21 protein-coding genes are annotated in these 22,318 nt (G+C 61.3%); 13 read left to right on the plus strand and 8 right to left on the minus strand.

Annotation, left to right across the window (positions count from 1 at the left end; genetic code table 11):
* Positions 1-75: 75 nt before the first annotated feature.
* Positions 76-1,548, plus strand: coding sequence for a leucyl aminopeptidase (locus tag GOB86_RS04850; protein WP_165991244.1), 1,473 nt, complete (start codon positions 76-78; stop codon positions 1,546-1,548).
* Positions 1,549-1,610: 62 nt separating this feature from the next.
* On the opposite strand, the gene GOB86_RS04855 is transcribed toward GOB86_RS04850, so the two are convergent.
* Positions 1,611-2,057 (minus strand): DNA polymerase III subunit chi, encoded by a 447-nt coding sequence (locus GOB86_RS04855; protein ID WP_165991245.1) that lies wholly within the window; start codon positions 2,055-2,057, stop codon positions 1,611-1,613.
* Between the two features lie 99 nt (positions 2,058-2,156).
* Between GOB86_RS04855 and GOB86_RS04860 the strand changes: the two genes are divergently transcribed.
* On the plus strand, positions 2,157-3,011 hold the full coding sequence (locus tag GOB86_RS04860) for an aldo/keto reductase (RefSeq protein WP_165991246.1): 855 nt from the start codon (positions 2,157-2,159) through the stop codon (positions 3,009-3,011).
* Between the two features lie 35 nt (positions 3,012-3,046).
* Here GOB86_RS04860 and GOB86_RS04865 read toward each other — a convergent pair whose 3' ends face one another.
* On the minus strand, positions 3,047-4,165 hold the full coding sequence (locus GOB86_RS04865) for a S1C family serine protease (RefSeq protein WP_165991314.1): 1,119 nt from the start codon (positions 4,163-4,165) through the stop codon (positions 3,047-3,049).
* Positions 4,166-4,578: 413 nt separating this feature from the next.
* On the opposite strand from GOB86_RS04865, the gene GOB86_RS04870 reads away from it, so the two are divergent.
* From GOB86_RS04870 to cowN, 3 genes are all read left to right on the plus strand, one after another.
* Complete coding sequence (locus tag GOB86_RS04870) at positions 4,579-6,081, plus strand: aldehyde dehydrogenase family protein (protein ID WP_165991247.1); 1,503 nt, start codon at positions 4,579-4,581, stop codon at positions 6,079-6,081.
* A gap of 160 nt (positions 6,082-6,241) precedes the next feature.
* Positions 6,242-6,916 carry a Crp/Fnr family transcriptional regulator gene (locus tag GOB86_RS04875; RefSeq protein ID WP_165991248.1) on the plus strand — a complete coding sequence of 225 codons (675 nt, stop codon included), beginning with the start codon at positions 6,242-6,244 and terminating at the stop codon, positions 6,914-6,916.
* Positions 6,917-7,003: 87 nt separating this feature from the next.
* On the plus strand, positions 7,004-7,279 hold the full coding sequence (gene cowN, locus GOB86_RS04880) for a N(2)-fixation sustaining protein CowN (RefSeq protein WP_165991249.1): 276 nt from the start codon (positions 7,004-7,006) through the stop codon (positions 7,277-7,279).
* 31 nt (positions 7,280-7,310) lie between these two features.
* Here cowN and hrpB read toward each other — a convergent pair whose 3' ends face one another.
* From hrpB to GOB86_RS04910, 6 genes are all read right to left on the minus strand, one after another.
* Entirely contained in the window at positions 7,311-9,887 is a 2,577-nt protein-coding gene (gene hrpB, locus GOB86_RS04885) for an ATP-dependent helicase HrpB (protein WP_165991315.1), read from the minus strand.
* A gap of 105 nt (positions 9,888-9,992) precedes the next feature.
* Entirely contained in the window at positions 9,993-10,919 is a 927-nt protein-coding gene (locus GOB86_RS04890) for a hypothetical protein (RefSeq protein WP_165991250.1), read from the minus strand.
* Positions 10,920-11,010: 91 nt separating this feature from the next.
* The gene (gene hslO, locus GOB86_RS04895; protein WP_165991251.1) at positions 11,011-11,979 is read right to left on the minus strand and encodes an Hsp33 family molecular chaperone HslO; all 969 of its coding nucleotides are present in this window, start codon (positions 11,977-11,979) and stop codon (positions 11,011-11,013) included.
* 123 nt (positions 11,980-12,102) lie between these two features.
* Positions 12,103-12,420 (minus strand): hypothetical protein, encoded by a 318-nt coding sequence (locus GOB86_RS04900; protein ID WP_165991252.1) that lies wholly within the window; start codon positions 12,418-12,420, stop codon positions 12,103-12,105.
* Positions 12,421-12,424: 4 nt separating this feature from the next.
* On the minus strand, positions 12,425-13,423 hold the full coding sequence (gene argF, locus GOB86_RS04905; RefSeq protein WP_165991253.1) for an ornithine carbamoyltransferase: 999 nt from the start codon (positions 13,421-13,423) through the stop codon (positions 12,425-12,427).
* A complete protein-coding gene (locus tag GOB86_RS04910) occupies positions 13,420-14,634 on the minus strand; it encodes an aspartate aminotransferase family protein (RefSeq protein ID WP_165991254.1) in 1,215 nt (404 codons plus the stop codon). The genes argF and GOB86_RS04910 overlap by 4 nt, the downstream gene beginning before the upstream one ends.
* A 231-nt stretch (positions 14,635-14,865) precedes the next feature.
* Between GOB86_RS04910 and GOB86_RS04915 the strand changes: the two genes are divergently transcribed.
* From GOB86_RS04915 to ileS, 8 genes are all read left to right on the plus strand, one after another.
* Positions 14,866-15,528 carry a RecX family transcriptional regulator gene (locus GOB86_RS04915; protein ID WP_408737315.1) on the plus strand — a complete coding sequence of 221 codons (663 nt, stop codon included), beginning with the start codon at positions 14,866-14,868 and terminating at the stop codon, positions 15,526-15,528.
* On the plus strand, positions 15,525-15,989 hold the full coding sequence (locus GOB86_RS04920; RefSeq protein WP_165991255.1) for a CHAP domain-containing protein: 465 nt from the start codon (positions 15,525-15,527) through the stop codon (positions 15,987-15,989). The genes GOB86_RS04915 and GOB86_RS04920 overlap by 4 nt, the downstream gene beginning before the upstream one ends.
* 126 nt (positions 15,990-16,115) lie before the next feature.
* Complete coding sequence (locus GOB86_RS04925; protein WP_165991256.1) at positions 16,116-16,367, plus strand: twin-arginine translocase TatA/TatE family subunit; 252 nt, start codon at positions 16,116-16,118, stop codon at positions 16,365-16,367.
* Positions 16,368-16,394: 27 nt separating this feature from the next.
* Entirely contained in the window at positions 16,395-17,018 is a 624-nt protein-coding gene (locus GOB86_RS04930) for a methylthioribulose 1-phosphate dehydratase (RefSeq protein WP_165991257.1), read from the plus strand.
* Positions 17,015-17,560: a 1,2-dihydroxy-3-keto-5-methylthiopentene dioxygenase gene (locus tag GOB86_RS04935; RefSeq protein WP_165991258.1), complete on the plus strand. Its 546-nt coding sequence runs from the start codon at positions 17,015-17,017 to the stop codon at positions 17,558-17,560. Before GOB86_RS04930 ends, GOB86_RS04935 begins: the two co-directional genes overlap by 4 nt.
* 19 nt (positions 17,561-17,579) lie before the next feature.
* Complete coding sequence (gene mtnC / locus GOB86_RS04940; RefSeq protein WP_165991317.1) at positions 17,580-18,290, plus strand: acireductone synthase; 711 nt, start codon at positions 17,580-17,582, stop codon at positions 18,288-18,290.
* Positions 18,291-18,297: 7 nt separating this feature from the next.
* Entirely contained in the window at positions 18,298-19,242 is a 945-nt protein-coding gene (locus GOB86_RS04945) for a bifunctional riboflavin kinase/FAD synthetase (RefSeq protein ID WP_165991259.1), read from the plus strand.
* A 156-nt stretch (positions 19,243-19,398) separates the two neighbouring features.
* Positions 19,399-22,317 (plus strand): isoleucine--tRNA ligase, encoded by a 2,919-nt coding sequence (ileS, locus tag GOB86_RS04950; protein WP_165991260.1) that lies wholly within the window; start codon positions 19,399-19,401, stop codon positions 22,315-22,317.
* Position 22,318 lies beyond the last annotated feature (1 nt).

Here is a 22,318-nt window from a genome sequence, read left to right on the forward strand (position 1 = left end):
TGTGTGGCTATTGCCAAGACAGGGTGGGAGACTTAGGCAGAAAAGATGTGGTTTTCAGGGAGATCGGTCAAAATCATGCTTCAGATTTCATTTTCCACCCAAACACAGCCTGCTGCTGGCGCACTGGCTATTCTGGTGCCCGAAGGGGACACACGCTCCGCCGTTTTTCAGGCGTTTGATCAGGCAACCCATGGCGCGCTGGGACGTGCGGCCAAGGCCGAGGGGTTTAAGGGCAAAGGTGGCACAAGCTGTGTTGTGCTCGCACCATCGGACAGTTTTGAACGCATTGTGCTGGTAGGCCTTGGCAAGACGGACGATGTGGATGCATGGGCGGCGGAGAAGGCGGGCGGCCTTGCGGCCTCCCTGCTGGGGCGTGCGCCCAAGGCCGCGCTGGCCGTGGGGGACCTGTCTGGCGCTCTGGCAGCCCATGTGGCGTTGGGTGCCGTGCTGGGGGCCTACCATTTTGGCCTCTACCAGACCAAGGATGAAGACGACAAAAAACACGTTCTGGCGGACCTGTCCGTGCTGGGTGAGCACGCGGGTGCGGCAGAAGATCTCTGGCCGTCCCTTCAGGCCGTTGCACGCGGTGTTGTGCTCACGCGCGACCTTGTGAGCGAACCTGCCAATGTGCTCAACCCGGCCGAATTTGCCGAACGGGCCACCACCTTGCGCGCCCACGGACTGGAGGTGGAAGTGCTTGACCGCGCCGCCATGGCCGAACTGGGTTTTGGCGCCCTGCTGGGAGTGGCGCAGGGGAGTGCCAATGAACCGCGCACCGTGATCATGCGCTGGAATGGCGGCAAGGAAGGCGATGCCCCGGTAGCCTTTATTGGCAAAGGTGTGACCTTTGATTCGGGTGGTATTTCCATCAAGCCTGCGGCTGGTATGGAAGACATGAAGTGGGACATGGCCGGGGCGGCAACCGTGACCGGGCTTATGGCCTCGCTTGCGCTGCGTAAGGCTCCGGTCAATGCTGTTGGTGTTGTGGGGCTGGTCGAAAACATGGTCTCCGGCACGGCACAGCGTCCGGGCGATGTGGTGCGTAGTGCATCCGGGCAGACGATTGAGGTGCTGAATACAGATGCCGAGGGCCGTCTGGTTCTGGCCGATGTGCTCTGGTATGCGCGTGACCGCTTTGCCCCCCGCCTGATGGTGGATCTGGCAACCCTGACCGGCGCCATTATTGTGGGGCTTGGCCACGAATACGCGGGTCTGTTCTCCAATGACGATGCGCTGGCCGTGGGTCTGGCGGATGCCGGTGCCTTTACGGGTGAAAAGCTGTGGCGCATGCCCATGGGCAAGGAATATGACGCCCTGCTGAAGTCCGATATTGCGGATATGCAGAACATCAGCGGTGGTCGGGCCGGTGGCTCCATTACCGCGGCACAGTTCCTCAAGCGTTTTGTGGGTGAAACCCCATGGGCGCATCTGGATATTGCCGGGGTCGCCTGGGCCAGCAAGGCCAAAAATGGCCAGCCCAAAGGGGCAACCGGCTTTGGTGTGCGCCTGCTTGACCGGTTTGTGCGTAACGGGTTTGAACAGGGCTGAGCCTGCCATACCTCTGCCTGCCCGGTTATGCGGGCAGGCGGCTTTTTGCTGGAAGTGCGGGCTTAACGCGCGCGCTTCCAGCCTTTGTCTTCCTGTCGCCAGTAAGCAAGGTCATGCCCCGCCTTGTGGGCCTCTGCCCAGCGCGTGCGTGCGGCGGCCACGGCACTTTCGTCATGGCCATCAAACAGGTCGAATATCCGCTCAAAGCGGGTTGGGTCGGCGCAATGCCGGTTTTGCGTTAAAAACAGAAAACGTGCCTCGTTCGGGCAGTCATCCCCCGTACTCAGCCAGATAGGTTGCAGGTCCGGGCAGGCTATGCCCGCGCTGCCGTGGGGCAACCACCGTGGGCTGGCACTCTGCCAGAGCGTTTTGTCCAGCTCATCCAGCACAGGTTTGTCCGCACACCACACGACCGCCTTTTGCCCACTGTCCAGCGTGCGGGTCAGCAGCATGGGTAACGCTTCTGTCAGGCTGGTGCGGGTCAGGTGGTAAAAGCCGATCTGGGTCATATATCAACTATAACAGTCTTGCCGTGGGGCGGAACAGAACAGGGTGCAAGCCTGTTCTATGCTGCCTGATGGCGTGAGGATACAAGGAGTAAAGCAGCAATGGTCCAAACCATAACCCTGCCAGATGGTACAACCCTGCCCGCATTGGGGGCAGGGACATGGAACATGGGGGATTCCGCTGCCCGCCGGGAGGAGGAAATTGCAAGTCTGCGCTACGGGGTGGAGCAGGGCGTGCAGGTGGTGGACACGGCGGAAATGTACGGTAATGGCCGCTCGGAAAAACTGGTGGGAGAAGCCATAGCCCCCATGCGTGAGCAGGTTTTTCTGGTGAGCAAGGTGCTGCCCACCAATGCGTCCGCCAAGGGTGTTGCACAAAGCTGCCGCCGGTCTTTACAGCATTTGGGAACAGACAGGCTGGACCTTTACCTGCTGCACTGGCGCGGCAGCGTGCCACTGGCCGAAACGGTGGAGGCTTTTCGCACGCTCCAGCGCGAGGGACTGATCCGGCACTGGGGTGTTTCCAATTTTGATACGGACGACATGCGTGATCTGGAGCGGTGCGCGCATGGGGGCGAATGCGCGGTCAATCAGGTGCTCTACAGTCTGGAACACAGGGGGGTGGAATATGACCTGCTGCAAGCGGACAGGCAGCGCAAGGTTGTAACCATGGCCTACTCCCCCATTGGTCAGGGTGGGGCATTGCTTGCCAACCCCGTGCTGAGGCGTGTGGCAGCACGGCATACGACATCGCTCGGGGGTGCAACGCCTGCGCAGGTGGCGCTGGCATGGGTGCTGCGCCAGCCCAATATGCTGGCTATCCCCAAAGCGGGCACGCTTGCGCATATGCGGCTTAATCTGGCGGCGGCGGAGCTGGAACTGGGGCCGCAGGATCTGGCGGAACTGGATGGAGCTTTTGCGCCCCCCACCCGCAAGCAGCCGCTGGCCATGATCTGATCATGGTGGCAGCCCATGGGAGGACTGGCCTGAAACTAGTGGAACCCACCATCCTCGGATAAAGGGCGCAGGCCAACACGTATGGTCAGGGTCTGGGGGTGGGTGTTGCGCATAATGGCCAGTGTTGCGTCACTCCCCGGTTTGGCGGCGGCAATGGCGCGGATCATGGCGCGGGCGGTATCCACATGCTCCCCGTTGAGCATGGTAATAATATCGCCCTTGCGCAGCCCGCCATGGGCTGCGGGGCTGTCGCGGTCCACTTCGGTCACTTTGGCGCCGCTATGGGTCTGCACATCATCCAGCGTTGTGCCCAGCCAGCCGCGGTCTATGTGACCCGTCTGGCGCAGGGTCTCCACAATGGGGATAACAATTTCGGACGGAATGGAAAATCCAAGCCCGACCGACCCGCCGGTGGGGGAGACAATGGCGGTGTTCAGCGCCACAACCTGCCCGGCAAGGTTAAAGGTCGGGCCGCCGGAGTTGCCGGGGTTTATGGGGGCATCCAGTTGCAGAAAATCATCAAACGGGCTGCTCCCGATATCGCGCCCACGAGCAGAGACAATGCCTGCGGTTACGGATGATCCCAGACCAAACGGGTTACCCGCCGCCATAATCCAGTCGCCCACCTGTACCAGTCGGCTATCACCCCATTCCACATAGGGCAGGGCTTCGGGGCTGGTAATTTTGATAACGGCAATATCCGTCAGTGGGTCCATGCCCACCAGTGTTGCGGTAAATTCCTTACCACTGGCGAGCGAGACGGTAATGGTATCCGCATCCTCCACCACATGGCCGTTGGTCACGATAAAGCCGTGCGGGTCGATCAAAAACCCCGACCCGGCTTCGAGCAGTTCATCCCCATGGTGGCGCATGCGTTCGCGGTAGCGCCGCTCCAGCGGTGTGCCTTTAACGGAGGAGGGGAGTTTATGGTGGCTGTCTGCGGCAAAGTCATCCCGCGTGACGGCAATATTGACCACGGCAGGAACCACCTTGCGCACAAGGGGGGCAAAGCTGACCGGCCCGGTCGTTACAAGCGGGGTTGCCGGGGCAAAGGGCGGCAGCGTGTCTGCCCACGCCGCACCTGTGCTCAGGAGCGGCGTGCAGCACAGGTAGGCCACTGCCACGGAGGGCAGGCCTTGCAGCAATCTGGTCATAAAATGCGGTGCCATGGAGCCAAGCATGTGAACTTTAGGCCATGTTTGGCGGGCTTGCGCAACCATGCTGCCAGCGTGAAGCCTGTTTTCGTGTTCTTTTTAACACGGCTGTGCGCAGGAAAGCAGGACTGACTGCCAGTTCTGGTGCCGGGTGGTGGGCGCGGGCAGCACGCTTATACGTCCATATCTGCCACTCTGATCGGTCCCGGTATTTTCCATATTTTCAAAAAACGGGTTCCTTCCCCCGGACGGGCATCACGGTTTTTTCGATCATGTCTCCTGCAATATGGGCAGGCGAGGACATGTTTTATGGCCCGAAACTTGCGTCTGTTTTCCAGCAAGAACCAGCCTTGTGACTGCGCACCGGCGCGGACCGGTCGCGGGCTGGTATTTTTTATGTGCTGGAGCATCGCATGAGCGTTAATCAGGAACCGCCCTTCAAGGCCCGTTATGAAAATTATATAGGCGGGCAGTGGAAAGCACCCATCCGGGGCGTTTACATGCAGAACAGCTCCCCCGTGGATGGACGCATTCTGTGTGAAGTGCCCCAGTCCAGCGCTGAGGATATTGACCTTGCACTGGACGCTGCCCACGCGGCTTTTCCGTCATGGGCGCGTACTGCCCCGGCTGAACGGGCTTTGCTGCTGCTCAGGGCGGCGGACCGCATGGAGGCCAGTCTTGACCTCCTTGCCAGAGCGGAAACATGGGATAACGGCAAACCGATCCGTGAGACACTGACGGCGGACATTCCGCTGGCAATTGACCATTTTCGCTATTTTGCCGGGTGCCTGCGCGCGCAGGAAGGTACCTTGAGCGAAATTACAGATACGACCATTGCCTACCATTTTCATGAACCATTGGGCGTTGTCGGGCAGATTATTCCGTGGAACTTCCCTATTCTCATGGGGGCATGGAAGCTGGCTCCCGCTCTGGCGGCGGGCAACTGCGTGGTCATGAAGCCAGCCGAAACAACGCCAGCCAGCATGCTGGTGCTGATGGAACTGATTGGTGACCTCTTTCCCCCCGGCACGCTGAACATTGTGAACGGCTTTGGGCGGGATGTGGGGGCGGCTCTGTCCAACAGTACGCGCATTGCCAAAATCGCGTTTACCGGCTCCACGCCTACCGGCAAAACAATTGCCCATGCCGCAGCGGAAAACCTGATCCCGGCCACGCTGGAGTTGGGGGGCAAGTCTCCAAACATCTTTTTTGCCGATGTGATGGAGCACGATGATGACTATCTGGACAAAGCGGTGGAAGGCTTTGCCATGTTCGCCCTCAATCAGGGGCAGATATGCTCCTGCCCAAGCCGCGCGCTGGTGCATGAATCCATTTACGACCGGTTTATCGCCCGTGCCCTGCCCCGTATTCAGGCCATACGTCAGGGGCACCCGCTTGACCCGCAAACGATGATGGGGGCGCAGAACTCCACCATGCAGCAGCAGAAAATTCTCGACTATATCGCCATTGGCAAAAGCGAGGGCGCGGAACTGCTGACAGGGGGCAACAGACCAGACCTTGGCGTGGAACTGAACAAGGGCTGTTACGTCCAGCCCACAGTGTTCCGTGGCCACAACAAAATGCGTATTTTTCAGGAGGAAATTTTTGGGCCTGTTCTGGCGGTCACAACTTTCAGAACCGAGGAGGAAGCACTGGCCATTGCCAACGATACGCCTTTTGGCCTTGGGTCTGGCGTTTGGTCACGCAATGCAAACATCTGTTATCGCATGGGGCGTGGCCTGCAGGCGGGGCGGGTGTGGGTCAACTGCTACCACGCCTATCCTGCCCATGCGGCTTTTGGGGGCTATAAAAAATCTGGCCTTGGGCGCGAAACCCACAAAATGGTTCTGGAGCACTACCAGCAGACCAAAAACATGCTGGTCAGCTACAGTGAGACCAAGCTCGGTCTGTTCTAGGTTCAGGACATGCGTGTTCAGGTATGCCCCTATTGGCAGACCTGTGAAGGAAGCACCGTTCGTCGCTTTATCCTCAGGGTCAAGCGGGTTCCGGGCTTAACGTCGTAACGCTAAGGAGGCAGGGCCATGTGGTATGGGATTTGCGCTATGGGTCTGCACGATGCCACCCCATAGTCCCGGCCATGCCTCCATTGTGGCATTGCTGGAACAGGAAGGAACACACCCGCTCCGTGGTGTGTTCCAGATGGTGGCGTTTGAGCGTGGGCAACTGCTGACCCACCCTGATGATGCGGATTATATATTTGTTGTAAAAACCGGCTGCCTGCGTGCGTTCCTGCTGGCGTTTGATCGGGAACTGAGTCTGGCCTATCTCCGGCAGGGCGATATGTTCAGCACCCATACACGTCTGCAAATGCAGGCAAGCGAGCCAACCGAGCTTTTTATGGCCAGACGGACAGCGGTGGAGCGGGTATCGGCCGCCTATCCCGCTCTCCAGTATGCCCTGATCCACGGTCTGGCAAAAGTACTTGGCCAGACCATGACCTTGCTCGAAGACCTTGCCTTCCACCATGCCAGAGGCCGGATTGCCCGTTACATTGTGCGTAGTGCAGCACAGGCTGGCATAGACCTGCAACGTGGGCAGGTTGTGCCGCTCACACTCGGTATGGAGGAAATGGCCGCCCTGCTGGGCACAACACGGCAGACGGTCTCGACCGAGTTCAACAGCATGATCCGCGAAGGCGCATTTGCGCGGGAGCGCCGGCGCGCCCTCCGGTTGGGGGATGTGACCTTACTCAAAAACTGGGCCAGTGGAGATGCCATAAGGGGCGGCTGATGCGCCTTTTGTCGGACATCTGACAGACAGGCCGCTCCTGATATTCCACACTCCCTTTCTGGCGCGGTAAAACTGAAAGAGAGAGATATGCCCGAAGGCTTTGATCGTTATGTCAGCTTCAGGAATGTTGAATGGGAAAGCAAGACAGCCGAGGTGTTCGACCTGCTGCAAACGCATTTTGAGCAAAATACCAGCCCGTTCTGGAGCTATTTTCTCAAGCAACGCGGCATTGCCCATGCTCAGGGGCTGGATGACCTGCGGGTTCTGCACAACTTCCTGCCAACCCTGAAGGACATTTTAGAAGACCTTGAGGACGCACGGACCTTGCATAAGCTGGAAGAGCTTGAGGACCGGTGCATGTAACGGTGCGGTCCTCTCTCCTTTTACGCGCGGTTCAGCTTGGACGCTGCCGGGGTTTTGCTGGAGCAAGAGCGGGGTTTTCCGGCCAGTCGTGGCGGGGGTAGCGGCCACGCATGTCGCGCCGCATATCCGCCCATCCACCTTGCCAGAACCCGCCAAGGTCCGCCGTAATGGCCTGTGGTCGCCCTGCGGGGGAAAGGAGCGCCAGACGTAGTGGCACCCGCCCGCCTGCAAGTCTGGGCGTTTGCTCCGTGCCATAAAAAACCTGCGCGCGGGCAGAGGCCACGGGCACGGGCTGGGTATAGTCCACATCCGCCCGGCCCCCGGGGAAGGGCAGGTGAGTGGGCAGTTCGCGCTCCAGCCACTGGTATTGCTCGTAGCTCAGCAGGTTGCGCAGCAGGGCATGCACGTCCAGTTCCTTTATGGCGGCAACAGAGGTGCGCCCAGCCATGTAAGGGGCCAGCCAGTCCTCAACACTGCGCGCAAGGGCGGGGGATGAAAAATCGGGCCATGCCTGCTCCCCTTCTGGTCCGTTATGCGTGGGGGCGGCCTGCACACTGTGGGCCAGCGCAACACGGGCCTGCAACTGCTTGACGGCATCTGTCCAGTTCAGGGCTGTTTCCAGAGCATCGCGCACATGGAGCAGCAGGAGGGAGGCTGCCTCCTCGGGTTTGACCTTTTCGGTCCGGTCCTTGAGCACAAGGCAACCAATGCGCGTGCGCCTGCGTGCCAGAATATTGCCCGATACGGGGTCGAGCGTGGTTTCCACCTGCTCGTGTGTGCGTGCCAGCAGGGTAGGGGGCAGGTCATTCAGGTCCAGCGGTGCCGCAAGACGGATCTCGGCTGCCGTGCGCAGGTGCAACCCGGCCACGGCCAGCAGGCGGTGGGGGCTTAACCCGTCATCGCGCTTAAGGCGTGCGTTGCTGCCATTGGCCAGCCGGTAGCTGCCCGGCTCGCCCCGGCACAGGGCAATCCGGTCGGGAAAGCCCGCCGCCAGCAGGGCCGCAGGGTTGCCTTGGGCACGCAGGTGCTGGGGCACGTTCAACCGGGAGCGAAAGCGCTTTGCCGCAAGGCGGATGCGGCTCAGGGCACCCCGGTCCGCATCCGGGTGGCCCTCGCCTGCAATCAGGTCCAGCCTCAGGCCAATATCGGCTGAGGGTGTTATGGGGGGGCGGCCCTGTGCCGTGTGCCGTGGCCGCAGGGGGTCGCGCTCTTCCAAAAGGGCGGCCATGTCCGCCGCCATTGCAGCCTCCTCCGCCGTGCGTGCGGCCAAAAGCATGGCGGCAAGGCGTGGGTGTGTGCCAAGCTGGGCCATGCGTTTGCCAAGTGGGGTAATGCCGCCTGCATCATCCAGCGCGCCCAGATGTTCCAGTAGTTCCCGTGCCGCGGCAACCGCACTGCCGGGGGGCTGGTCTGGTAGGGGCAGGGGGGGGGGCGTGCCCACGGTATCGGCCCACAGGGCTGTGGCCAGAACGTAGTCTGACAGATCGGCTTCCAGAATTTCCGGCCGGTCATGCTGGGGCATGGCGCGCTGTGTGTTCGCACTCCACAGGCAGTAGGCCGTACCTGGTGCCTCACGCCCTGCACGGCCCGCCCGCTGGCGGGCCGCCGCCTTGGAAATACGGAGTGTATCCAGCCGCGAAAGCCCCGCCCCCGCATCAAACCGTGGCGCACGGCGGTAGCCGCAATCCACCACCACACGCACCCCCGGTACGGTGAGCGATGTTTCCGCAATGGATGTAGCCAGAATAACGCGGCGCTCGCCTGCCTCGCCCGGGCGTAGCACACGGGCCTGTTCTGCTGGGTGTAGCTCCCCATGCAGGGGCAGCACTGTTGCACTTATCCCGTCCAGCAACTGGGCTGTGCGCCGGATTTCCCCCGTGCCGGGCAGGAAGGCCAGAATATCACCCGTGGTATCCGCCAGTGCCTGCCGGATACCCGCAGCCGTGGCCGGGGCAATATCGCGCAGGGTGGGAATATCCTTTTTGGCGTGGTGGACCTCCAGCGCAAACATGCGGCCTTCGCTGGTAAGCACGGGGGCGTTCATCAGGCTGGCCAGCCGTTCGGTCTCGGCCGTGGCAGACATGGCCACAAGCCGTAGGTCGGGGCGCAAGGTGCGTTGCAGGTCCAGGCAGAAGGCAAGTGCCAGATCCGCCTCCAAAGAGCGTTCGTGCACCTCGTCCAGAATAACGCAGGCCACATCTTCAAGCATGGGGTCGCCCAGTAGGCGGCGCAGGAACAGTCCTTCGGTCAGCACCTCAATACGGGTGCGGGCCGAAACCGCACTGTCTATGCGGGTGCGGTAGCCAACAAACCCGCCCACATCCTCCCCCATAAGGGAGGCAATGCGCTGGGCGGCAGCGCGTGCTGCCAGCCTGCGCGGTTCGAGCATGATAATCCGCCCGCTTTCGCCCCGCCATGCGCAGGCTGCCAGTACGGGGGGGATGGATGTGGTTTTGCCTGCCCCCGGTGGGGCCACCACAATAGCGCTGGCCGGGCGCTCTGGCGTTGGCTCCACAGCCAGAACCGCGCGGAGTTCTGGTAGAATCTCCTTGACCGGCAGGCCGTTGGCAATTGCGTCAGGATCGGGGGAAAAAGGCTGGGCTGTCATGCCGCCTTTTATGGCGGTCTGGCGGTCCGGCTGCAATGTTTACCCATTCCCTCCCTCCATGTTCAGCGCGGGGCATGGAGGGGAAGAGGGCGGGTTAAGCCGGGGTTAGTGTGTTTTTGTGCTGGAGGGCAGGGTTAAAAACCCGGCTTTGGGGGAGAGGGTTTTGGCCTGTGCCGGGGTGTCGTCCATGCCAGCGGGGAAAATGGCGTTGGGTTCGCTCTCCTGCGTTGCTGCGGTTGCTGGTGCAGGTGTGGCGGCAGGCTGGGGAATGCTGCTGGGGGTGTCCGTGCTGGCAGGTGGCTGTGCGGCTCCAGCACTGGTGGCGGGCGTGGTGCTGGGTACGGTTATTCCGGGCTGGAGTTCCGTCAGGCCGCTGGTTTCAGATGGTGTACCTGCCACGGGTGGGGCATCGGGCGCTCCGGTCAGGGACTGGGTCTGGATGGCGTTGTTCATGGGGGTGCCGCCCGCATCCACCAGCCATTTGTTCAGGGAATGGCGGATCTGGTACTCGAATTCGACATTGATGGTCTGCATCATGTCTTTTGTAATTTCGTACAGGTTTGCCGGGCTTTCCACATCCTGCGACGGGTCGGGGTGCAGGGTCTGGGTGGCCTGTGCCGAAGCACTCGCCACGCGCTTGCCTTCGGTGTTGAGGATGTCCAGATGGATATCCATCTGCCCGTCCAGTGTGCCGCCGGGTTGGTGCAGAATAAACGCGCGGTCAATAACAAAATGGGCCGTGGTGGCGGCTGCCGTATTGCCCGTGGCCATCAGCCTGTCAGCCGCCATCTGCCGCAATGTGTGGTCTGGTGGGGAGGGGGACCTGTACCCAATATCACCCGGCTCTGGGTTGGTTACGGAGTTGTCCACCACATCCAGCGTGGCCACGTTCAGGTGGATCTGGCCCAGATAGTCATAGCTCAGGGGGGCAAACTTGGTTTGCTGCGGCTGGTCCGCGCACCCCGCGAGTGCTGCTGGCAGAATAAGGGATGCAAGCAGATGGGAAAGACGCATACGGGGGAACGGCAGCATGGCACAACCTCTTTAACAGCCGACTGAAATAATCCAACGCACGCCCCGGTGCGGGGGCACCGTCAACCGTGCGTTCTGGGTAAAGGTGCGCTCAGCTTGTGGCGGAAGCGATATCCTTGCGCGGGAAATGAAAATCCTTGTTACAGAATTCGCATGTCATGACGATGGTATCGTCCCTTACGCACATATGGTCCAGATCATCCTCGGGAAAGCGCTGGAGCACTTCCACCAGCCGTGCGCGTGAGCAGCGGCAGCCAAAAGCCAGAGCACGGGACTGGCTGACATGCAGGTCTTCCTCATGGAACAGGCGGTGCAAAAGCTGGGGGGCTGGCAGGGTGTCGTCCAGCAGTTCGGCCACGGTCAGTGTGGTTGCCAGAATGGTCGCGGTTTCCCACGCCGTGTCATCCTGTGTTGCGTTGTCGGTCCCGATCAGTTCCGCCTCCGCCGTGCCGCCTTCGCCTGCAATGCGTTCGAGCACCAGAGCGCCAGAGCGCCAGCCTGCATCGGTCATTGTGCACGCAAGCATAATCCAGCACGCATGCTGTTCGCTGGTGGCAAAGTAGTGCGTGGCCATGGCGGACAGGTCGTCCCCCGCGATTTCCACAATACCCTGATGGCGCTCCATTTCAGCACCCTGATCAACGGTCAGGGCCAGATAGCCATCTCCGAGCAGTTCCCTGTCTGTCGGGGTGGGGTTGTGGGCCAGCAGGGTGTCCAGTGCAGCGTCATCCGTGCGGGCATAAAAACGCAGTGCGCCATCATGCGTGCAGTCCGCCACCAGCATGGAAACGGGACCACTCCCCTTGATCTGTAGGGAAAAAGACCCCTGAAATTTAAGGGCGGAGGCCAGAGCCGCAACAAGAGCCAGCGCCTTGCCTGCAAGGGCCGTAACCTGTGCGGGGTTGTCGTGGCGGGTGAGCATGGCGTCCGCCAGCACGCCAAGGCGGATCAACCGCCCACGGACCGGTCGTCCCGCCAGATAGAAAGGCGTTACACCGCCCGGAACCACCAGACCGGGCACATCGGGGCGGTCACGGTCGAGAAAAGCCGGTTTTTCCATAAAAACGTTCTATCCTGCCAAAATAACATCAAGGCCATGCCGCCCCGCTCCGGATGGAAGGGGGGGGATGCCTTGGCGCACCTTAATCATGAGGTGCTGGGAGTATGGGGTGTTCTGCTTTACTCAGGCCTGAGCGGAAATATCCAGTTCAAGTTTTTCAAGCTGGCGCTCAAGCGTGCGGGCGGCATCGGGGGTAAGGCCCAGCGTGTCGGTCAGGGCGCGGAGCAGGCCCTTGCGGCACGCGTCGTGTTCCATGTCCAGATCACCCGCGCGGCCACACCCGGCCAGACAGTCCAGATAGGAGGCACGGAGCGGTGCGAGCCTGTCCGCGGCAAAGGGAAGGGTCGCCAGAATACTGTCCAGAGCAGGCTCAACCCAGCCGGGAACGCTGGGTGTTTCTTCCGTGGAGGTTGGTGTTACGGGCTTTTCCGCATCACTCATGAGTTTACTCCTTGCCAAAGGAGGTCCAGTTGGTCCCTCCCATTGTCCATGCCAGAATGCCCTTCTGGGCGTGCAGGCGGTTTTCGGCCTCGTCAAACACTACGGAGTGGGGGCCTTCGAACACGTCCTGCGTAACTTCCTCCCCAATATGGGCAGGCAGGCAGTGCATGAACAGGGCATCGGGGGCGGCAAGGCCCATCAATTTTGCGTCCACACGGTAGGGCTCCAGCCGCGACATGCGGGAGGCGGCCTCCTCGTGCGAGTCGGACATGCTGACCCATGTATCGGTTACAATGCAGTCTGCTTTTTCCACGGCGGCATGGGGGTCTTCCGTCCACTCCACATCGCCACCTTCAAGCCGTGCCCAGTCCAGCACAGCCTGCGGGGGCTTCATTTTGGCAGGTGTTGCCGCGCGGAGTTTGAAGCCAAAGCGCACAGCCCCTTCGATCAGCGAGACGAGCACGTTGTTGCCATCCCCCGTCCAGGCGAACGTGCGGCCACGCACGGGGCCGCGATGTTCCTCAAACGTCATGATATCGGCCAGAATCTGCACCGGGTGGGAGTCCGGTGTCAGCCCGTTAATGACCGGGCTTGTGCTCCACCGTGCCAGTTCGTGCAGATTGGTGGTGTTGCCCGTGCGCAGGACAATGGCATCCACAAAGCGGGAGAGCACACGCGCCGTATCGGCCAGTGTTTCACCCCGGCCGATCTGCATGTCCTGCGGGCTGAGCACCACGGCGTCCCCCCCAAGCTGGCGCATGCCCACTTCAAAGGAAACACGCGTGCGCGTGGAGGGTTTGGAAAGGATAAGCCCCAACTGCCGCCCTGCCAGCGGCTGGCGGGGGTGGAGCGGAAAGCGGCGGTTCTGCTGCATCCGCTTCATGCTGCTGGCAACATCCAGAATCTGGCGCAGGGTTGCCCCGTCCAGATCCTTGAGGTCAAGAAAATGGCGAAGCCCCGTCTGCACCGGTGTGATGGAAGAGGTGGAAAGAGCCGCACTCATGGGGTTGTCTCCAGAACTGTCTTGTTTTTGTTATCAGGTTTGGCCCGCAGGGTTGTAACGGCCTGCACAAGCATGGCCACGGCCTTGCGGCAGTCATCTTCCGTTACGGTCAGGGGGGGGACAAGGCGCAACACATTATCGCCTGCTGTTACGCACAAAAGCCCTGCCTCCTGTGCCGCGGCCTGTACATCGCCCACCACAGGCACGCAGCGCAGGCCGATCAGCAGGCCAAGGCCACGGCGTTGTTCAAAAACATCCGGAGCATCGGCTACAAGGCTGTCCAGCAGGTCATCGAGCAATGCGGCGCGGGTGCATATCTGGTCCATAAAGCCCGGAGCCAGCAGTACATCCAGCACGGCATTGGCGGCAGCACATGCCAGCGGGTTACCCCCAAAGGTGGTGCCATGCGTGCCCGCGGTCATGGCTTTGGCCACGGTTTCGGTCGCCAGAATGGCCCCTATGGGAAAGCCCCCGCCAAGCCCCTTGGCCGTGCTCATCACATCAGGCGTAATACCTGCCCACTGGTGGGCAAACAGACGGCCTGTGCGGCCAACACCACTTTGCACTTCGTCCAGTGCCAGCAGCACGCCGGTCTGGTCGCACAGCGCGCGCAGGGCGCGCAGATATTCCACACTGGCGCGTTTGATGCCGCTTTCCCCCTGAATGGGTTCGAGCATCACAGCGGCGGTGCGCGGGGTAATGGCGGCCTTTACAGCCTCGATATCGTTAAAAGGCACATGCACAAAATCGGTAACCGGCGTGCCAAAACCTTCCAGATATTTCGGGTTGCCGGTCGCTGCGAGCATGGCCAGTGTGCGGCCGTGGAACGCCCCATCCATACAGATGATCTGGGTCCGTTCGGGGTGGCCTGCCATCATCTGCGCGCGGCGGGCCATTTTGACCATGCCCTCGTTGGCTTCCGCCCCGGAGTTGCAGAAGAACACACTATCGGCAAACGTGTTGGCGACCAGCCGCTCGGCCAGTTTTTCCGCCTGCGGAATGCGGAACAGGTTGGAGACATGCATAACCCGCCCGGCCTGCTGGCTTATGGTGTCTACCAGATGGGGGTGCGCGTGCCCCACGGAGCAGGTGGCAATACCCGCAGCAAAGTCCAGGAATCGTCGTCCATCCGATGCGTACAGCCAAGAGCCTTCGCCCCGCTCAAAGGCGAGGTCGGCACGCTTATAGGTCGGCATCAGGGGAGGAATCATGGAATCTGGTCTTTACGTTGGTGGTTATCAAACCTGAATGAGGGAAGCTGGAACAGCGCAAAACAAAAAACGCCCGCTACCGTAAAAGGGTGGAGCGGGCGGCCCGTTGCGCATCTGGCTATAATGCCGTGTTCATGTTGTGGGTGTCAAACTTCTGTATTGAATACTTTGCATATCTATTATGCTGTGTGGCAATTCTGGTGTGGCTACATAGTGGCGCAAAGGCGCAACATGAGCATACTATCCATAACCATGGACAACACCACGCCCCCTTCCTTGACCTGTCCGCCCCCGCAACGTTCAACCCTGCGGGAGGCGGCACTGGCGCATCTGGCCCGTTTTGGCACTACCCGGCAGGGGCTGGAGCAGGTTCTGCTGCGCCGCGTTGCCCGTTGGGCGCAAAAAGCCCAGCGTGCGGGGGATTGTGCGGAGGTCGTGGCCGAACATGCGGCAGGACTGCGCCCCGTAGTGGTCGCGGTGGTGGATGACATGGTGCGGCTGGGTGCGGTGGATGATGCGGTGTTTGCCCGCTCACGCGTGCGCAGGCTTGTGCGTTCTGGCCGTTCCACCCGCGCGGTGCAGGCCCACCTTGCGGCCAAAGGTGTTGCCCCGGAAGTGCGGGAAGAGGCGCTGGAAGAGGGCGTGGGCACGCTGGGTGCAGGCGAGCGGGAACTCTGCGCCGCATTGGTGCTGGCGCGCAAACGCAGGCTTGGCCCGTTTGCCACAGACCCCGCCGAACCAGATGAGGATGAGGCCAGTGGCATGGCCCGGCAGAACAGGGCGCTGGGGGTGCTGGCGCGCGCGGGTTTTGCGCGCGACGTGGCCGAGCGTGTTCTGGAGATGCAGAGCGAGGAGGCGGAGGACTGGATGGACCGCTTGAGAGCCGAGTCGTGAAGGCGGGCCGGTTATGCCTTACCCTGCCGTTGCTGCTGGCCGCCTGTGCGGGTGGTGGGCATGGAAGCTGGCATGGGGCCCTGCAGTGCGCGCCCTATGCGCGGGAACATTCGGATATTAACCTGCGCGGTGATGCCGCAACATGGTGGTGGCAGGCGCAGGGCCAGTACGCGCGGGGCTCCCGCCCCAGAACGGGGGATGTGCTTGTGTTCCGTGCCACACACAGGCTGCCATCGGGCCATGTTTCCGTTGTTCGGGAAGTGCGGAACAACCGTCTGGTGCTGGTCGATCATGCCAACTGGGAGCCGGGGGAGGTCACCCGCCACGCTCCCGTGCAGGACGTATCCCCCCGTAATGACTGGACGCGGGTGCGCGTGTGGTGGTCCCCCACACATGCGTTTGGCAAGACGGTTTATCCAACCTACGGATTTATAGAACCGTATACTCCGGGAAATAGCTGATCAGGCCGTTTGCGCGGGGTTAAAAAGGAAAAACTTGCATCATGGCGTGTTCGCCCTCATGTACAAGGCGGATTACGGCAAGCAGACTGGCCGCACATGCGCGCCACAAGGTTAAGGAAGAGTGGAATGGGCAGCTTGAGCATCTGGCACTGGCTTATTGTTCTGGTGGTCGTGCTGGTGTTGTTTGGTGGTGGCGGCAAGATCAGCACCATCATGGGGGATATGGCCAAGGGCATCAAATCCTTCAAAAAACACATGGCTGATGACGAACCGATGGACGATACCGCCTCGCGTGCGGGTTCGGGCCATATTGCACCGCCCCCGGCTGCCGCTGCCGAGCGCGCCGCCGCGCCAGCAGACAAGACCACCCAGCACTAACCAACGCCGAGGAAGGCCAACAGCATCATGACGGATAACGCCACCACGGATTTTGTCCGCGGCGCGCAGGATATTGTGCATGCGGGCCAGCGGCTGGATGCGCGCGGCTGGGTGCCAGCCACGGCAGGGAACATCAGTTGCAGGCTGCCTGATGGGCGCATAGCCATTACGCGTTCGGGCTGCCACAAAGGTTTTTTGACCCAGAACGATGTGATAACCGTGGATCTGGCGGGCAAGCCCCACCAGCCGCAGAACAAACCCAGTGCGGAAACCCTGCTGCACTGTCAGGTTTATCGTCTGTTGCCAGATGTGGGCGCGGTGCTGCACGGCCACTCGGTTGCCTCCACCGTTCTGTCCATGACCGAACCTTCTCAGGCCCTTATTCTGGAAGATTACGAGGTCCAGAAGGTGTTTGAAGGGCAGAGCACGCATGAAGCCAGTGTGCGTGTGCCGCTTTTTGCCAATGATCAGGATATTGCCCGTCTGGCACGTGAGGTGGAGCCATTTTTTGCTGACATGCCCGCAGGCTACATTATTCGTGGTCATGGTGTGTATGTGTGGGGCAAAAACATGGCCGCAGCCCTTGCCCGGCTGGAAGGGCTGGAGTTCCTGCTGGCCTGTGTTCTGGAAAGAAGGAAGCTGGGGAAATGAGCAGCCTGAGTGTGTTTGAGGACAGCCACCCCGGTGTGGCCCTGTTACAGACGCAGGACGGGGCGGAAATTGCCGCAGCCCTTGCCCCGTTTGGTATCCGCTTTGAACGGTGGGACGACGTGCAACCCCCACCCAGAGATGCGGACGAAGCCACAGTGCTGGCAACCTACCGCCCATGGCTGGACAAACTGATGGGGGAAACCGGGGCAGGCTCGGCCGATGTGCTGCGCGTCAATGCCCAGACCCCCAACAAGGAAGCCCTGCGCAGCAAGTTCCTGTCCGAACATACCCATAGTGAGGACGAAGTACGATTTTTTGTGCATGGGGGTGGCCACTTCATCATGCACATCAATGACCGGGTGTATGATGTGGAATGCACGCAGGGTGACCTGATTTCCGTGCCGGAAGGGTATAAGCACTGGTTTGACGCAGGCCCAGAGCCCGATATGGTGACCCTGCGCATCTTTACCCACAAGGAAGGCTGGGTGGCCCAGTATACGGGTGCGGATATTGCCCGCCAGTTCCCCTCCTTTTCCAGCTAGGCAAGATTTCACGACCATGATGCAGAATACGGGTTCAGCCACGCCACGCGTGGTGCTGCTGGATATTGAAGGCACCACCCTGCCGGTGGCTTTTGTGCATAAAGTGCTTTTTCCCTATGCGCGCACGCACCTGCCCGCGTTGCTTGCACAGCAGCACGATAATCCTGTGGTAGTGCAAGCTCTGGCGGAAACCGCACAGCTGGCTCCCGGCGTGCCTGCGGCAGAACAGCTTGAACGCTGGATGGATATGGACGCCAAGGTCGCCCCGCTCAAAAGCCTGCAAGGACTGTGCTGGGAGCAGGGCTACCGGCAGGGCGAACTGGTGGCTGACCTGTTCCCCGATGTGGTGCCAGCTCTGAAGGCATGGAAAGCCGCAGGGCTGACTCTGGCCGTTTATTCTTCCGGCTCAGAAGCCGCGCAGAAGCTGATTTACGGCTACACGGAGCAAGGGGATGTAACACCCCTGTTCAGCGCGTTTTTTGACCTGAAAATGGGTGGAAAAAGAGAGAGCACAAGCTACAGCGCTATTGTGCAAAAGGCAGGCTGGGCTCCGGCCGAGGTGTTGTTCCTGTCCGATGTTGTGGCCGAGTTGGAAGCCGCCGAGCAGGCCGGGTTGCAGGTCTGCCAGATTGCCCGCCCGGAGGACAAAACGGTGCCGGGTGTCCGCCATCGGGTTGCGGCCTCCCTGCCTCAGGCAGCCCGCCTGTTCGGTCTGCCCGAAGGAGCGTAATGGGTCGATGACAATCAGCCTGCACACCAACTGGCGGGATATTCCCGCAGAAGCCCACGGCTGTGCCGCAGCCTTGGGTAATTTTGATGGTGTGCATCTTGGGCATGCCCATCTGCTCCACTCTGTTTTTGCCGCCCGGCCAGACCTGCCGCCTGCCGTTGTGACGTTTGAGCCGCACCCGCGCGAGTTGTTCCGCCCGCAGGACCTGCCATTCCGGCTGACCCTGAGTGCGGAGCGGCTGGAGGCCCTGCGTGCATTGGGTGTGCGCCACGTTTTTCAGATCGGGTTTGACAAGGCTTTTTCCGAACTGAGTGCCGAACAGTTTGTGGATGATGTGCTGCACAACGCGCTGCGCCTGCACCACGTTGGCTGTGGGCCGGACTTTGCTTTTGGCCACCGCCGGGGTGGCAATGTGGCGTTCCTTGCCGAGCGCACACATCAGCTTGGCATGGGCTTTACCGCTGTGCAGGCGCTGGCCGATCAGGGCGGCCCTTTTTCCTCCACCCGCATCCGCCGCCTGTTGCAGGACGGCTATCCCGACGAGGCGGCGGGCGAACTCGGGCGCCTATGGTGTATTCGTGGTGTTGTGCAGCATGGGGACAAGCGCGGCAGGCTGCTGGGCTTTCCCACGGCCAATATTCCATTGGGCCGCCACCTTGAACCCGCGCGGGGTGTGTACGCGGTCACAGTGCGCCTGCCCAACGGGCAGACCCACCGTGGCGTTGCCAATATCGGCCGCCGTCCCACCATAAATGATGGGCAGGAAAGCAGGCTGGAGGCGCATCTTTTTGATTTTGAGGGCGACCTGTACGGGCAGGAACTCTCGGTCAGCCTTCACGCCCTGCTGCGGGAGGAAAAACGCTTTGACGGGCTGGACGCGCTTAAAAACCAGATCGCGCAGGATGCAACGCAGGCCCGGCAGGTGCTGGACGCGCCCCCCTCTTTGAGCTGACCCGGATGGCATGGTCGGGGTCGGGTTGGGCAGTGCTGTCCGGTTTGGTGCTTGACCCTGAGCTTTTCCTTTTTGATAAGACAGTAACGACCAAGGTGGCGTGGGTGCCAAAAGCCCGCATGCCATGAACCCGAACCGAAGTGACCTCAGCCTCCCATGACCTCATCGAGCAGCGAACCCGACAAGACATCCCTGGCCGACCAGTATCGCAATACGGTGTTTCTGCCACGGACCTCTTTTCCCATGCGTGGCAACCTGCCCCAGCAGGAGCCCAAATGGCTGGAAAAATGGCGCGAAAGCGGGCTGGATGAGAAGCTGAAGCAGCAGGCGCAGGGACGCCCGGTCTTTACCCTGCATGACGGCCCGCCCTACGCCAACGGGCACCTGCACATTGGTCATGCGCTGAACAAGATCAACAAGGACGTTATCAACCGCGCGCACCGTATGGCGGGCTACGCGGTGCGTTACGTGCCGGGCTGGGACTGCCACGGTCTGCCCATTGAGTGGAAAGTGGAGGAAGGGTATCGCAAGGCCAAGCGCGACAAGGATTCCGTGCCTGTTCTGGAGTTCCGGGCCGAATGCCGCAGTTACGCAGGCAACTGGCTGAACATCCAGATGGAGGAATTCCAGCGTCTGGGCGTGCAGGCCGAATGGCGCAACCGCTACGCCACCATGGATTTTTCGTCCGAGGCGGCAATTGCCGAGGAAATCGGGCGTTTTCTGCTCAACGGCAAGCTGTACCGTGGCCTGCGCCCGGTTATGTGGAGCCCGGTGGAAAAAACCGCTCTGGCCGAAGCGGAAATCGAATATCACGACCACACATCCACCACCATTCTGGTCGCATTCCCCGTGGTCAAGGACCCCACGCCCGCCCATGCGCTGGCCGATGTGTCCGTGGTTATCTGGACCACAACGCCGTGGACCATTCCGGGCAACCGCGCGCTGGCTTACGGGCCGGAGATCACCTACGTGGTCCTGCGGGTGGACGAAACGGGCGAGGGTGCGATGCTCGAACCCGGTGCCCGCGTGCTGGTGGCCGAAGCACTGGTCGAGTCCTTTTGCACCGGGGCGCACGTAACCGCGCACCACATCCTTTACACCCTGCCCGGCAGTGCGCTGGCCGGTGCCGTGTGCGCGCATCCGCTGCGTGGCGCAGGGTATGATTTTGACGTGCCCATGCTGGCGGGGGACTTTGTGACCACCGATGCAGGGACCGGCCTTGTGCATCAGGCCCCGGCCCACGGCGAGGACGACTTTACACTCTGCCGCGCCAACGGTGTGGATGTGCCAGAAACCGTGCAGGACGATGGGACTTACGCGCCATGGGTCCCCGGTTTTGCGGGGGTCCATGTGTTCAAAGCCGCCGATGTGGTCTGCGCTACGCTGACCAGTGTGATGGAACGCGCCAACGCCGCGGGCACCGCTCCGGCCGGTCTGGTCGGGCGGGGGGAGATTGTGCATTCCTACCCCCACTCATGGCGTTCGCGCGCGCCGGTCATTTACCGGGCAACACCGCAATGGTTCATCCGTATGGACGGAGAAAACGCCCTGCGGGAGAACGCGCTCAAGGCGTTGGAAAACGTCACCTTTGTGCCCGCACAGGCGCGCAATCGCCTGACCTCCATGATCCGCACCCGCCCGGACTGGTGCATCAGCCGCCAGCGCGCATGGGGCGTGCCCATTGCCGTGTTCGTGGAAAAACGCACAGGCGAAGTCCTGCGTGACCCGGTTGTGATGCAGCGCGTGGTAGATGCCTTCCGCTCCGAAGGGGCGGATGCATGGTACACCTCCGAACCCGCACGTTTTCTGGGGGAAGGTCGCAACCCCGATGATTACGAACAGGTGTTCGACATTGTCGATGTCTGGTTTGAAAGTGGGTCCACCCATGCCTTTGTGCTGGGCCGTCCGGGCCTGAGCTTTCCGGCCGATCTGTATCTGGAAGGTTCGGATCAGCACCGTGGCTGGTTCCAGTCCTCCTTGCTGGAAAGTGTGGGCACACGGGGTGTCTCGCCCTACAAGGCGTTGGTGACCAACGGTTTTGTTCTGGACGAACAGGGCCGCAAAATGTCCAAGTCCTTGGGTAATGTGATTGCCCCGCAGGATGTAAACGACAGCATGGGGGCAGATGTGTTGCGCCTGTGGGTCATGAATTCGGACACCAATGACGACCTGCGCATTGGCAAGGAAATTCTCAAACAGCAGGGCGAGCTATACCGCCGCCTACGCAACACGCTGCGCTGGCTGCTGGGTGGTCTGGACGGCTTTACCGAGGCCGAAGTGGTGCCTTACGCGGAACTGCCCGAGCTGGAACGCTGGGTTCTGCACCGTTTGAGCGAACTGGGTGGTCTGGTGGCCCGCGCGGTGGAAACGCATGAATGGGTTGGGGTTTACCCAGCGCTGCATGGCTTTTGCACAACGGACCTGTCGGCTTTTTACTTCGATATCCGCAAGGATGCGCTGTATTGCGATGCCCCCTCCAGCCCCACCCGCCGCGCGGTACGCACGGTGCTGGATGTGCTGCACCGCTGCCTGAGCACATGGCTTGCCCCCGTGCTGGTGTTTACGGCGGAAGAGGCATGGGCCGCCCGCTTTGGCGATCAGGCCAGTGTGCATGAACAGGCTTTTCCCGACCTGCCAGCGGAATGGACCGACGCGGCTCTGGAAGAGCGCTGGGCGCGTATCCGCTCCGTCCGCCGCATTATCACGACCGAGATCGAGGGTGCACGCCGCGCGGGGACCATTGGTTCCTCCTTGCAGGCACAGGTCGAACTGACTTTTTCGGAAGAAGAAGCTGGTATTTTTGCGGGCGTGAACTGGGGTGAACTGGCTATTGTCTCGCACGTGGAAGTGGTGATCGACCCCACATCCTCTTCCGTTTATGTGGAAGGGGATGAAGGGGGCGATCTGCATGGCGCGCCCGTGGTCCGGGTGGCGGAGGGCGAAAAATGCGTCCGCTGCTGGAAAGTCCTACCAGAAACGGGGTCGAATCCGGCTTACCCCGGTGTGTGCCCGCGTTGTGCCGATGTGGTGGCCCAGAGCGGTTTTGTCAGCACATCCGAGCAGGAGGGCGCGTGAG

Source organism: Acetobacter lambici (genome assembly GCF_011516885.1).
Taxonomy (GTDB): Bacteria; Pseudomonadota; Alphaproteobacteria; order Acetobacterales; family Acetobacteraceae; genus Acetobacter; species Acetobacter lambici.

Coding starts and splice junctions, on each gene's coding strand:
- GOB86_RS04850 (WP_165991244.1), top strand. CDS start 76: ATGCTTCAGATTTCATTTTCCACCCAAACACAGCCTGCTGCTGGCGCA.
- GOB86_RS04855 (WP_165991245.1), bottom strand. CDS start 2,057: ATGACCCAGATCGGCTTTTACCACCTGACCCGCACCAGCCTGACAGAA.
- GOB86_RS04860 (WP_165991246.1), top strand. CDS start 2,157: ATGGTCCAAACCATAACCCTGCCAGATGGTACAACCCTGCCCGCATTG.
- GOB86_RS04865 (WP_165991314.1), bottom strand. CDS start 4,165: ATGACCAGATTGCTGCAAGGCCTGCCCTCCGTGGCAGTGGCCTACCTG.
- GOB86_RS04870 (WP_165991247.1), top strand. CDS start 4,579: ATGAGCGTTAATCAGGAACCGCCCTTCAAGGCCCGTTATGAAAATTAT.
- GOB86_RS04875 (WP_165991248.1), top strand. CDS start 6,242: ATGCCACCCCATAGTCCCGGCCATGCCTCCATTGTGGCATTGCTGGAA.
- cowN (WP_165991249.1), top strand. CDS start 7,004: ATGCCCGAAGGCTTTGATCGTTATGTCAGCTTCAGGAATGTTGAATGG.
- hrpB (WP_165991315.1), bottom strand. CDS start 9,887: ATGACAGCCCAGCCTTTTTCCCCCGATCCTGACGCAATTGCCAACGGC.
- GOB86_RS04890 (WP_165991250.1), bottom strand. CDS start 10,919: ATGCTGCCGTTCCCCCGTATGCGTCTTTCCCATCTGCTTGCATCCCTT.
- hslO (WP_165991251.1), bottom strand. CDS start 11,979: ATGGAAAAACCGGCTTTTCTCGACCGTGACCGCCCCGATGTGCCCGGT.
- GOB86_RS04900 (WP_165991252.1), bottom strand. CDS start 12,420: ATGAGTGATGCGGAAAAGCCCGTAACACCAACCTCCACGGAAGAAACA.
- argF (WP_165991253.1), bottom strand. CDS start 13,423: ATGAGTGCGGCTCTTTCCACCTCTTCCATCACACCGGTGCAGACGGGG.
- GOB86_RS04910 (WP_165991254.1), bottom strand. CDS start 14,634: ATGATTCCTCCCCTGATGCCGACCTATAAGCGTGCCGACCTCGCCTTT.
- GOB86_RS04915 (WP_408737315.1), top strand. CDS start 14,866: ATGAGCATACTATCCATAACCATGGACAACACCACGCCCCCTTCCTTG.
- GOB86_RS04925 (WP_165991256.1), top strand. CDS start 16,116: ATGGGCAGCTTGAGCATCTGGCACTGGCTTATTGTTCTGGTGGTCGTG.
- GOB86_RS04930 (WP_165991257.1), top strand. CDS start 16,395: ATGACGGATAACGCCACCACGGATTTTGTCCGCGGCGCGCAGGATATT.
- GOB86_RS04935 (WP_165991258.1), top strand. CDS start 17,015: ATGAGCAGCCTGAGTGTGTTTGAGGACAGCCACCCCGGTGTGGCCCTG.
- mtnC (WP_165991317.1), top strand. CDS start 17,580: ATGCAGAATACGGGTTCAGCCACGCCACGCGTGGTGCTGCTGGATATT.
- GOB86_RS04945 (WP_165991259.1), top strand. CDS start 18,298: ATGACAATCAGCCTGCACACCAACTGGCGGGATATTCCCGCAGAAGCC.
- ileS (WP_165991260.1), top strand. CDS start 19,399: ATGACCTCATCGAGCAGCGAACCCGACAAGACATCCCTGGCCGACCAG.